12 protein-coding genes and 2 pseudogenes are annotated in these 10,461 nt (G+C 68.1%); 6 read left to right on the top strand and 8 right to left on the bottom strand.

Annotated features, from left to right (window positions below):
• Positions 1-98: 98 nt before the first annotated feature.
• From ACWC2T_RS45110 to ACWC2T_RS45095, 4 genes are all read right to left on the bottom strand, one after another.
• Entirely contained in the window at positions 99-482 is a 384-nt protein-coding gene (locus ACWC2T_RS45110) for a hypothetical protein (RefSeq protein ID WP_450676097.1), read from the bottom strand.
• A gap of 118 nt (positions 483-600) precedes the next feature.
• Positions 601-1,002, bottom strand: coding sequence for a hypothetical protein (locus ACWC2T_RS45105; protein ID WP_450676096.1), 402 nt, complete (start codon positions 1,000-1,002; stop codon positions 601-603).
• Between the two features lie 218 nt (positions 1,003-1,220).
• The gene (locus ACWC2T_RS45100; protein ID WP_450676095.1) at positions 1,221-2,333 is read right to left on the bottom strand and encodes a hypothetical protein; all 1,113 of its coding nucleotides are present in this window, start codon (positions 2,331-2,333) and stop codon (positions 1,221-1,223) included.
• 117 nt (positions 2,334-2,450) lie between these two features.
• The gene (locus tag ACWC2T_RS45095) at positions 2,451-2,687 is read right to left on the bottom strand and encodes a hypothetical protein (protein WP_450676099.1); all 237 of its coding nucleotides are present in this window, start codon (positions 2,685-2,687) and stop codon (positions 2,451-2,453) included.
• Here ACWC2T_RS45095 and ACWC2T_RS45090 point away from each other — a divergent pair.
• A pseudogene (locus tag ACWC2T_RS45090) lies at positions 2,583-3,100 on the top strand (hypothetical protein). The gene ACWC2T_RS45095 and the pseudogene ACWC2T_RS45090 overlap by 105 nt on opposite strands.
• Here the strand turns inward: ACWC2T_RS45090 and ACWC2T_RS45085 are convergent.
• The gene (locus ACWC2T_RS45085) at positions 3,057-3,848 is read right to left on the bottom strand and encodes an IS5 family transposase (protein ID WP_450676094.1); all 792 of its coding nucleotides are present in this window, start codon (positions 3,846-3,848) and stop codon (positions 3,057-3,059) included. The pseudogene ACWC2T_RS45090 and the gene ACWC2T_RS45085 overlap by 44 nt on opposite strands.
• A 471-nt stretch (positions 3,849-4,319) precedes the next feature.
• Here ACWC2T_RS45085 and ACWC2T_RS45080 point away from each other — a divergent pair, with 471 nt between their 5' ends.
• A complete protein-coding gene (locus ACWC2T_RS45080) occupies positions 4,320-4,520 on the top strand; it encodes a (2Fe-2S)-binding protein (RefSeq protein WP_450676093.1) in 201 nt (66 codons plus the stop codon).
• 48 nt (positions 4,521-4,568) lie between these two features.
• On the opposite strand, the gene ACWC2T_RS45075 is transcribed toward ACWC2T_RS45080, so the two are convergent.
• The 3 genes from ACWC2T_RS45075 to ACWC2T_RS45065 all read right to left on the bottom strand — a co-directional run bounded on the left by ACWC2T_RS45075 (position 4,569) and on the right by ACWC2T_RS45065 (position 7,368).
• Complete coding sequence (locus ACWC2T_RS45075; protein ID WP_450676098.1) at positions 4,569-5,516, bottom strand: DMT family transporter; 948 nt, start codon at positions 5,514-5,516, stop codon at positions 4,569-4,571.
• Positions 5,517-5,700: 184 nt separating this feature from the next.
• Positions 5,701-6,297 carry a cupin domain-containing protein gene (locus tag ACWC2T_RS45070; protein ID WP_450676092.1) on the bottom strand — a complete coding sequence of 199 codons (597 nt, stop codon included), beginning with the start codon at positions 6,295-6,297 and terminating at the stop codon, positions 5,701-5,703.
• Between the two features lie 51 nt (positions 6,298-6,348).
• Positions 6,349-7,368 (bottom strand): LuxR C-terminal-related transcriptional regulator, encoded by a 1,020-nt coding sequence (locus ACWC2T_RS45065; protein WP_450676091.1) that lies wholly within the window; start codon positions 7,366-7,368, stop codon positions 6,349-6,351.
• A 308-nt stretch (positions 7,369-7,676) separates the two neighbouring features.
• Between ACWC2T_RS45065 and ACWC2T_RS45060 the strand changes: the two genes are divergently transcribed.
• From ACWC2T_RS45060 to ACWC2T_RS45045, 4 genes and pseudogenes are all read left to right on the top strand, one after another.
• Positions 7,677-8,234: a hypothetical protein gene (locus tag ACWC2T_RS45060; protein WP_450676090.1), complete on the top strand. Its 558-nt coding sequence runs from the start codon at positions 7,677-7,679 to the stop codon at positions 8,232-8,234.
• The gene (locus ACWC2T_RS45055; RefSeq protein ID WP_450676089.1) at positions 8,189-8,887 is read left to right on the top strand and encodes a hypothetical protein; all 699 of its coding nucleotides are present in this window, start codon (positions 8,189-8,191) and stop codon (positions 8,885-8,887) included. The genes ACWC2T_RS45060 and ACWC2T_RS45055 overlap by 46 nt, the downstream gene beginning before the upstream one ends.
• A gap of 188 nt (positions 8,888-9,075) precedes the next feature.
• Positions 9,076-9,570, top strand: a pseudogene (locus ACWC2T_RS45050) (transposase); the annotation flags it as partial.
• Positions 9,567-9,947: a transposase family protein gene (locus ACWC2T_RS45045; protein ID WP_450676088.1), complete on the top strand. Its 381-nt coding sequence runs from the start codon at positions 9,567-9,569 to the stop codon at positions 9,945-9,947. The pseudogene ACWC2T_RS45050 and the gene ACWC2T_RS45045, both read left to right, overlap by 4 nt.
• The last annotated feature ends 514 nt before the right edge of the window (positions 9,948-10,461 follow it).

The raw sequence follows: 10,461 nt of genomic DNA, 5'->3' as shown, positions 1-10,461 counted from the left end.
ACAGACCGTCAGGAACCAGCCGCTGCGACAGATCGACACCCACGAAGAGACATCATGCCGCAGCTCGCACCGTCACCACGTGAGACAACCTCTTAAGCTCAGCCGACTCGATCATCCTGCCAGTCCAGCAATTCCAAGGCTCGCGCCAGGCGGACAACGTCTGAATTGTCCCCCCATTGTCTTGTCCGGCAGGCACCAAGGAGAGCCGAGGCGGTCGATCGGACGCCCTTCATGACCGCTTCGACGGGAAACTGCACCTGACCCTTTTCCCGGTCACCTTCACCTTGCTTCACGACGAATTCTCCAGAGTCCGAACGGCCCACCGTAATCCAGTAGGGGCCGTCGTAGAAGCGAATTCGGTGGGAGTATTCCTTCCCTTCCACAATGGAAGAAAGCACCTCTACGAGATCACCAGCGAAGGCCACCGACATGTCGTTCCAGCCGGCTTCTGGGAAAGCCTCACCGTACAACTCGATCCACACGCCTCCCCAGATGGCACCAGATCGAGCCATATCCAGGGAGTCAGGGTCGCAGTGCAGTCGGAACTCCATGGCTACCGCCAGACCGGATAGGCAGTCTCGATCACTTTGGTCTCCTTGTTCAACCACATCTCGATCTCCAACCCTTCAGCCATTCCTCGGAGGAACACTCGGGGCCTTGAGAAGGACCGGCTACTGTGGCAAACCGGTAGGCCGTCAAGATGGTTGATTCGATCTTCTTCGGGGACATGTGGTCCGGGTACTTCGTCTTTATCTTGCTCTGCAGGTAGATCTTACCCTCCGCCGTGTGCCGCTCCAGCACGTGAACCATATCCACGGTGACCTTCTTCCATGAGGGCAAATTTATTGCCTTCGGAAGGAGGGAAAGGCCTTCTTCTGCTGCCAGGCGCTTCCCGGCACCCTCGACAGGGAAGGGCACCATGCTCGCGTACAGCCCGAAGTTGTACGCCGAGGGGCACGTGATCTGGGCCCCGCTGAAGTAGCTGAAGCCGCCGAAGGTCATGCCGTCGAGGAAGCCCAGGCTGGCCTGGCCGGTGGTGTTGACGAGGCCGTCGGTGGTCTTGTCGGAGAGGTTCTTGGCCGCCTGGACCGCCGGCGGCTTCGTCGCTGTTTCGCGGTCCTCCTTCGCGCAGTTGTTGTTCCAGCCCCAGTTGTTGGTGAAGACGTCCTTCAGTTTTGTGGTGATGCTGGCTGCGCTCGGAAAGCGGATGGCGTCTCAGGTCAGCGAGCTGAGGCCGTGGGGGTCTGGCCAGCCTGGGCCTGTTGAGCGCGGGTAGTGATCATGCTGGCGAGTGGGATCACGGTCTGCCTGGCGCGCTGTGTGTCGTTGGCGCTTGGAGAAGCGTCGTAGTTGGAAACGATGGTGTAGACGACACTGACAACAACGGTGCCGGTTCGTATGAGGACCGAGGTTTCGCCTGAACCCTGGCGAACAGAGGAGCGATCACCGAATGCCGGGAAGGCGACGGGGCTAGTCGTGCCATCATCAAAGTACTGAAGGTACTGGTCGTACATCCGATCGGCCCATGAGGTGCTGGGGCCCGCAACGACCATGAAAAACACGCTACCGCCAGGTTCCGCCGTATCGAACCGGGCGCTGGCAGATGCGACCACCTGTCGGCAAAGGTCTCCCATTGGGCCCGAGGAAGTGGCGGCTCCGATGCATTCCCCGCCGGGATTCGCCACCGCGGGCTCAGTCTCCTGCCAGCCGGCGGGGAGAGCATGGAGGTCCGGCAGAACGGCCTTGACCTGCTCCATGTTGGTCAGCGGCTTAGCGACGTGTTCTGGCAGGCCAAGGCCGGGCTGGTTCGAGGAGTGCCCGGCAAAGTGAATGCCCAAGGCAATCAGGGCGGCCATCACGACCAGGACAGCGATCAGCACACCGATGCTGCGACGCTTGTTGATGACTTTGGTGCGGATATCCCGACCAGCGACGTTGTTCCCCATGCCTACGGCGGTCGGCCCCGCACCGCCACCGATCCGAGCATGCTCGCCGATTGTGATCGTAGGCGGATCGGTTGGCAGGGGCGGGACCGGGCCAGGCTGGCCAGGCTGCGTGAGTCGAGATTCCAACGCCTGCGCCAGGCCGGGGTTGAGGTTGAGCAGTTCGTTCACTGCTGTGGCCAAGCCCTGTTGTGCTTGCTCGTCGTCTGGTGCTGTGTCCACCTGTGCGGCTGCCTGCGTCCATCGTGGCAGCTGTCCCAGCCCGTTCCGAACCCAGTCGATCGCTTCGGCGCCCAGAGCAGTTCCGGCAGCCCCTGCCGCGCTTGAAGCCGCCTGCACCAGCGCGGCCACGACCGCCTCGACCAGGTCTGAGCTGTCTCCCGTACTCATCCACTCCCCCTGTACGAGAAGCCTGATCCAACTGTCGTAGTACTACGCCAACTTAGCGTTGAAGCGGACAGACAAAGACCGAAACGCAATCATCCATGGCCCCAACTAGCTCCGGCCTTAGTGGCTGTTGTCGTTCCGAACCTGAGGGCGGCGTTTTCGCTGGTCAGGCATAGCGTGGGTGACTCGGTGGGAGTGGTGGCGTGTCGTGTCGTCGCTCCCCGGGAGGTTGCGGATGCCGTCGTCGTCGGACTGCTGGAACAGCACGAGCACGCTGCTCGCCGTCGAGTCGACGAGTTGCGTGAGGAAGCCGATCGCATCCAGGCCGAGCTGGCCGCGGCCGAGCGGGAGTGGCAAGAGTGGGCGATCGCCCGCAGGCGAGTGGGCACCGTCCTGGCTCCGGACGACGGCGACATCGCTGATCAGGAGGCCGCTCCCGGCCGCAGGACGCTGGCACGTGCTCCGGGGCCAGGCAGGCGGCGAACTCGAAGTCGCAGGTGCCGGTCTGGCGTGAGGGACTGGCCTGGTCGGTGCTGTCGGTGGACTATCAGCGCATCCTCGCGGCCCTCGCGGACCGGCACCGGCTCCATCAAGGGCCGCTGATCTGCCAGGAGTTGGCCGTGATGTTCGGCCTGGACGCGGTGCCGGCCAAGGTGGAGGCGCTGCGGTCGAAGGCGAAACGCCTGGTCGCGCGGGGCTGGCTGGCCGAGCGGCCGCCGGGCCGGTTCACCCTCGCCCAGGGCCCGGCCGGGCACGTCGGCGCGTCATGAGCAGGGTCATCGACCAGTAGACCATCGCCTCGGCACTGGCGGTGCGCCGCTCGAAGTCGCGCACCAGACGGCGGCTTCGCATCAGGTGCGCGAAGAACCGTTCGACGATCCACCGCTTGGGCAGCTCCACGAAGCCGCGTATGTCGTCGCTGCGTTTCACGATCGCCAGAACCAGCGCGAACGCGGCCAGGCAGTGCTCGACGAGGCCGCCGGTGTAGCCTCCGTCGGCCCAGACCAACTCCAGCCGGTGGTGCATGTCGGCGACCTGCCCGAGCAGCACCTGCGCGGCGATGCGGTCGCCGGTGTCCGCGGCGGTCACCATGACGCCCAGCAGCAGCCCGAGCGTGCCGACCACGACGTGCCGCTTGCGCCCGTTGATGAGTTTGCCGCCGTCGAAGCCGCGGCTGTCGGCGCCGACGACGGCGTCCGCCTTGACCGACTGCGAGTCGATCACACCGGCCGTCGGCTCGGCATCCCGACCCAGCCTCGTCCGGACCTGGCCGCGCAGCCGGTCGTGGAATTCCTTGACCAGGCCGTGGTCGCGCCAGCGGCGGAAGAAGGCAGATACCCGGTCCCACGGCGGAAAGTCGACCGGCATACCGCGCCATTTGATTCCGTTGTCAACCAGGTAGCGGATCGCGTCCAACATCGCGCGGTGGCAGTACCTCTCCGGCTGCCCGCCCCGGCCGCGCAGCCAGGCCGGCACCGGCAGCAGCGGCCGGACCGCCGCCCACTCCACGTCCGTCATGTCCGACGGATACCGCCGAACACGTTCCGGGTGATCGGCTGCGTTTCCGAACCGGTGGGCGACACAATCATACGACGGAGACACCGAGTTGAACTCCACCGGCGCGAGCACGTACAACTGCGGCAACAGGGTCTCCTGGATCTCGGTTGGCTTCGCAACCCCGAGCTACCAAGAGACCCTAATCCCTTGTTAAGGCGTTCCGAGGGAGCGGTAGTTCCAGGAGCGTTCGAGGGCCGGACCGCGACACCTCGTGGCTGCCAGGCAGGCAACGCCTCGCTTTAGACAGCGTGCGCGGTCCTGGTGCTCATGGTGGTGGCGGTAGCGTGGGCGCCGTATGGATGCCCCAAGAGGCCCTGACGGGCAACGTCTCAAGGCAGAGCGGCGACATGCGGTGCAGCGGGCCGCCACCACCGTCGACGGGCGCTGGTGCTCGTCGGCGCTGGACGGACGCCTGTGCAGGTCTGGGCCTTGATGCCTCCAGCCAGAGCGGCGACGTCCAGGGCCGTCGAGCGTCAACACCGACCTTTGCTGGCCGCCGTCGAGGCCGGGGCACGCGACCTCGAGGGGGTGCGGGAGGCCACCGGGGCGAACACCGGCTGCGGCGACTGCGCCCACGACATCGAGGACCTGATCGCCGACATGCAGGAGCACGGGGCGCCGCCAGCCGCGTGACGGTGACGTGACTGGAGAGCCGGGCCGGCGGTCCGGCTCTCCGCCTGTTCAGCGGCGGACACGGTTGGCGAGGAGGGTGCCGGCGGTGGCCAGCAGCAGTCCTCCGAGCGTGAGCGGGCCCAGCCGCTGTCCCAGGAGAAGCGCGGCGAGGACCGCGGTGCACATCGGGACGAGGTAGAAGAGGCTGCTCACCTGGCTCGTCCCGTGGCTCTGCAGGAGGCGGTAGAGAAGGCCGACCCCCACGATCGAGTTGATGAGCGCGCTCCACAGCAGTGCCGGTGCGTAGGAGGTGGTGAAGTCGACGTCCCAGCCCTCGACGAGGAGAGCGGGGACGAGCACGACCACTGCGGCGGCGAGGAGTTGGACCGCGTTGCCGCCCACCGGGTCCATCCGGCCGCAGAACCGCTTCTGGTAGACGGTGCCGGCCGAGATGCCCAGCAGGCCGAACACCAGGAAACCCAGCCCGAGCAGGTCGTCGCTCGACAGGTCGATCCCGTCGGAGACCGCGAGGACCACGCCGCCCAGGCCGAGGACCAGGCCCAGACACTGGCCCGCCGTGACCCGCTCGTGCAGCAGGGGCACGGCGAGCAGCGACGCCGTGAGCGGGTAGAGGGCGATGATCAGGGCCGCGAGCCCGGAGGGCACGCCGAGGTCCATGCCCATGTAGATGCTGGAGAACTGGACGGCCTGGACCAGTGTCCCGGCGACCGCCAGGTGCAGCAACCGGCGCCCCCGCGGCAGCGGTTCACGACGCAGCGCGGCGACGCCCAGCAGGGTCGCGCCCGCGATGGCGAAGCGCAGCGTGGCGAACGTGTAGGGCGCCGCGTGGCGGAGGCCGAACTTGCCGGAGATGAAGCCGGAGCTCCACACCACCACGAGGGCCACGCGAGCGGCCAGATCGGCCGGGCGCCGCGCACCGGGCGGCTCGTCGGCGGTGACCGGTAAGCGGCGAAGAGCAGGGGCTCGCTCGGAGCCCTCGACGGGAGAGTTCGGCATCGTCACGTTGACCTTCCTCTGTGCAGTAAAAAGCACTCTAGAGCAAAATATCGCTCAGAGCGAGAGTGTGGGGGCGCGTGCGGGCAGCGAAAAGCCCCACGGACCGGATTCCGTGGGGCTTTGGCGCGAGGAAGAAGTCTCAGCGGGAGGAGTATCAGTGCGGGGAGTCTCGGCGGGAGGATTCTCAGTAGAGGCTGGAGAAGAGGATTCCCACCATCTGGGCAGGCTCGTCGCTGTCGTTGCGGAAGCTGTGGGGATAGCCGGCGGTCCACTGGATGCAGTCGCCGGCCGACAGGACGTGGTCCACCCCGTTGTAACGGGCTACCAGGGTGCCCCGGGTCACCACGATGAGGTCCGAGCCCTCGTGCTGAAGGTCCTCGGCCAGGCCGCTGTGCGGGTCGAAGTCCCCTGTGACCACCTGGTATCCGAGCTCGGGGGAGCGCAGCACGCGGTAGATGACGCCCGGTGCGCGGTCGAGGACGTGCTGCTCCTCCCGGGGGAACACGGACGGGGTGGCCCGGCCCCGCGAGAAGCCGAGGAACGAGCCGACGTCGTGACCGAACACCTTGGCCAGGCGGCCGAGCCGCTCCAGGGCGATGTCGGTCTCCCCCCGCTCCAGAGCGGCCAGGAAGGACACGGACAGCCCGCACTCCGCCGCCACTTGTCGCAGTGACATGCCTTTGTGGGTACGGAGCCGGTGCAGCACCTCACCGGGTGGCGGGAAGCCGAGTTCCGGATCCCGATGAGCAGTGGACAGCACAGGGGAGTCCGGGTCAGTCATGCCCCGCATCCTAGAGGGCCCCGTACCCCGTCTCCCAGTCGGCGTAACGGATCACCCCTCGTCGAGGAGTCCGGAATGGGCGATCAGGACGCCCAGCTGGCAGCGACTGCGTGCGCCGAGTCCCTCGTAGATCTTGGCCACATGAGCGCGGCAGGTCCGCACGCTCAGTCCGATGCGGCGGGCGATCGCCACGTCGGTCTCGCCCTCCGCGAGCAGCTGGATGATGGACATCCGGACACTGGACACCACCTCGCTCACGTCCGCCGAGCGGTTCTGGGTCTCGAACGGCCGGGCACTCACCCACGCCCGCTCGAAGACGGTCACCAGGAAGTTCACGATGGCCGGCTGACGGATGGCCACGGCTGAGTCGGCGTCGTCGGCCGCAGGCACGAACGCCAGCTTGCGATCGAACACGATCATCCGCTCGAACGAGTCGCCGACGGTGCGCACCTCTCCGCCCGCCGCCAGGATGCGTTCCACCCGTTTTCTGGCCAGACTGTCGAAGCGGCTGACGTGCTGGTACAGGAACCGTGCCCCGCCGAGCCCGCCGAGCGTCGGCTCCGGCAGCTCCCAGGCGCCGCGGTGAGCGGCGCCGCCACGGCTGCCGGCGAGGCAGACGGCCAGGATCTCCGAGGGGCCCGCCTCGGCGGCCGCCGCGATCTCCGCGGCGATGGCCTCCGCTCCGGTGATGGTCTGCAACGGCTGCGCCAGATCGGTCTCGCGCAGGGCCCGCTCGTGCACCTCCTGGAAGACGGCCAGCTCCGCACGGATCTGCTCCGAACGGCGTTCCATCTGGGCGATCTGCGTGTGCAGCGGGGCCAGTCTGCGCGAGGCGGCGGCGCGCGGCGCGACCGGGACGAGCGTCCCGGGGTCGTCGGCCAGAGGCCGCAGGAGCCCTCCCTCCATCAGCAGCCCGACCGCCTGGGTCATCCGGGCGTGATCCCAGCCGAGTTCCTCGGCGGACTGTTCGACGTCGAGGATCTGGCAGCGGATGGCCAGCATGTAGAGCTCCTCCGGATCGCCGGTCTCGGCTAACGGTTCGGCGTACGGAGTCGTGAGACCTGCCTGCATGTATCCCCCTTGGCGCAGCAGACGGCACGACCGTGCGGAAGAGGTCCGCGCGGCGCTCGGGAATGACGCCCTCGGGGCAACGCTCCGACCCGCAGACTTCGTCCGCGCTCCGGGACGATGGTGTCCGGCCCGGGGACCGCCACGAAAACACCGTGGACACCGCACTGTCAACGGCCGGTTCGGTTGCCGGGTCCCTCAGCTTGCTGCGCTGCAGTTACCTGGGTCCGGTGCCCCCTGGAGAGCCGTTCGGCAACGTGCACATACTCGGCGTGTCCTCCCCCCGACCCACGACGAACGGAGAAACCGGCGTGCATGTCGCAGCTCTCGAATGGCTCACCTTCGGCCTGGCCGGCGCGGTGGCCGCCGCGCAGGAGCGGGGCCTCACCTTCCACCTGCTGACCGCCGACCGTTCCGAGTACACCTTCGAGCTGGACCGGTGCACCCCCGGCTCGCTCGTCGTCCACGACACGGACACCTCCGACGCCGCCCGGGTGGTGAAGGAGCTGCGGGCGATCGACGGTCTGGCCGGGCTCATCAGCACGACCGACGTGTGCAGTCTGGTCGCGCCGCGGGTCGCCGCGGAGCTGGGTCTGCCGGCCCAGCCCGCCGAGGCCGGACGCCTGGTGCGCGACAAGGCGGCGCTGCGCCGCCATCTGCATGACGCGGGTCTCTCCCGCGCCGCGCAGCGGACCGTCGACCCGTTCGACACCGATGCCGAGGACCTCGCGAGCACACTGAGCTATCCGGTGATCCTCAAGGACGTGTCCGGGACCGGAAGCAGGGCGTGTGGCTGGCGCACGGACCGCAGGACGTCCCGGCCGTGCTCGACGCCGCCCGGGCCGCCTCGCTGCGCGGTGGCGTGCTGACGGCCGAGCCCTACTTCTCCGGCCCGCTGTACAGTGCGGAGACGCTGAGCTGGGGCGGTGAGACCCGACTGCTCGGCGTCACCAGCCGGCTCATGTCCTCGCTGCCGTACTTCCGCGAGGAGGCCGAGGCGTTCCCCATCTCCTTCCCCGCGCTCCAGGCCGACGAGCTGGCCACCCTGGTCGCCTCGGCTCTGGACGGCATCGGCTACTCCGGTTTCTCCCACACCGAGTTCATCCTCACCAACGACGGCTTCGAGATCGTGGAGATCAATCCCCGGCTGGGCGGGGGCATGGTCGGCGGTCTCATCAACGGCGCGTACGACATGAACCTGTGTCACGCCTTCATCGACATGGCGCTCGGGCAGCGCCCGGCCCTGCTCGACACACCCCTCACCCCGCTGCAGGGCATGTCGGAGGTTCACCTCATCGCGGACCGGACCGGCGTGTTCGACGGCTTCGATGGCGAAGAGCTGCTGGCCGGCCACCCGGGCTCCCCCCGGCTGTTCCCGTCCCGCTCGCGCGGTCAGACCGTGGACTGCACCACCGACTGGCGCGGCAGCGTGGGCTCCGTCGTGGCGCACGGCCCGAACGCGGAACTCGCCCTGTACAACGCGGCGGCGGCGGCCCGCGTGGTACGGCCCCGCATCCTGTGACGCTCCATCACGGCACGTCCGCTCGCGCCTCGTACTCAGGATCCCGGCCACTGCGGCGGTGCGGGGGTGCACCTGGGGACCGCCTGGCTCAGCCCAGCATGACGTGCGGGCCGAGTGACCCCGGCCGCCCGCTCAGGCGTACGGCCTCGAGGGCGATGTAGAGCTCCGCGGCGGACTCTGCGTCGGTGCTCGGACGGCGAATGACCGCAGCGGTCAAGGCCACCGCGCCCAGCCTGCTGGAGCGGTTCGGGACCGGGCCGGACAGCGCGGCGGCCCCGCTGATCGCCGCCGGTGACAACCCTGAGCGGCTGGGCAGTGAGGCATCCTTCGCCGCGCTGTGCGGCGTCAGTCTTGTCGAGCAGTCCTCGGGCAAGAGCCAGCGCCGCCGGCTCAACCGGGGCGGGGACAGGCAGGCCAACGCCGCGTTGCACCGCATCGTGGTCACCCGTATGCGCCAGGACGAACGCACCCGCGACTACCTGGAGCGCCGCATCGCCGAGGGCAAGGGGAAGCGCGAGGTAATGCGCTGCCTGAAGCGCAACGTAGCCCGCGAGATTTACGCCCTGATACGCGCCGACATGATGACGTGCGACCGACAGCCTGATGATCCAGCGACCGACCCTCACGACCGCAGCTTGACGAACATAGGGGCATCAAGCACAAGTGCCACGGCCTGCTCGTGATCGCGCTCACCGACGACAAGGGCCGCCTGGTCTGGGTGAGCGCGGTGAGGCACGGACGCACCTCGGAGATCACCGCCTGCCGCCACGACGGACTGACCGCCCACCTGCGCGCGGCCGGCCTCGGCGCGATCGCCGACCTGGGCGTCGTCGGCCTCGACGACAGCGGCCCGGACGCCCATCCGGCGGTGATCACCGGCTACAAGGCCGCCCACAACAAGCCCCTGACCAGGGGGCAGAAGCTGTCGAATAGAGCGCTGGCCGCGGTCCGGGCCCCGGTCGAGCACGGCTTCGCGTACCCGAAGAACTGCGCGTCCTCGGCAAGGTCCGCACCGACCCGAATTGGGCGACCGCGCTGGTGCGGGCCCTGCTCGTCCTGACGAACCGGGAAGTCGCTCGCTGACCGACGATCTCCACCGAAGTCACCCGCCCGTCAGCAGCATGAGTACCCCGGAGCCGACGCACCCCAGGCCCGTGACCTGCTACTTCACGATGCACACCACTCAGTGATCATCACTGCCGACCAGGACTTGCGGGTCGTCCTCTCTCCACCCGGGTGGACGACAATCGTGCGACGCCAGCTGTGCCCAATCAGCGCGCCAACCATGTGGGCGGACACGATCGGCTGACCGCTTGACGTCACGGCCGCGTCCGAGCGTCCATGGTCGCGGCCGACGCGCCAAGCGGGATCACGGAGACCACCGCGATTCCCGTGCATCGGCCTGTCCGTCCGGAACACTCGCGATGCGCACGCGCCGGCGACACCAGCGGCCCCGGGGCCGCGGCCCCGGCCGGGGGCGCACACCGCAATCCCGAACGGAAACGAGGCCCGCATAATTCCCGAAACCCACATCAACGACCGATAGACAGATCGGAAAAGCGTCGTGGAAGGAA

The organism is Streptomyces sp. NPDC001393, assembly GCF_053597455.1.
The sequence above is the reverse complement of the archived record's forward strand: the minus strand, read 5'-3'. Positions and strand labels throughout refer to the sequence as shown.

Bases quoted from the DNA above. Each gene is read 5' to 3' on its own strand.
- ACWC2T_RS45105 (WP_450676096.1), bottom strand. From the start codon at position 1,002: ATGACCTTCGGCGGCTTCAGCTACTTCAGCGGGGCCCAGATCACGTGC.
- ACWC2T_RS45100 (WP_450676095.1), bottom strand. From the start codon at position 2,333: ATGAGTACGGGAGACAGCTCAGACCTGGTCGAGGCGGTCGTGGCCGCG.
- ACWC2T_RS45085 (WP_450676094.1), bottom strand. From the start codon at position 3,848: ATGACGGACGTGGAGTGGGCGGCGGTCCGGCCGCTGCTGCCGGTGCCG.
- ACWC2T_RS45080 (WP_450676093.1), top strand. From the start codon at position 4,320: ATGCCTCCAGCCAGAGCGGCGACGTCCAGGGCCGTCGAGCGTCAACAC.
- ACWC2T_RS45075 (WP_450676098.1), bottom strand. From the start codon at position 5,516: ATGCCGAACTCTCCCGTCGAGGGCTCCGAGCGAGCCCCTGCTCTTCGC.
- ACWC2T_RS45070 (WP_450676092.1), bottom strand. From the start codon at position 6,297: ATGACTGACCCGGACTCCCCTGTGCTGTCCACTGCTCATCGGGATCCG.
- ACWC2T_RS45065 (WP_450676091.1), bottom strand. From the start codon at position 7,368: ATGCAGGCAGGTCTCACGACTCCGTACGCCGAACCGTTAGCCGAGACC.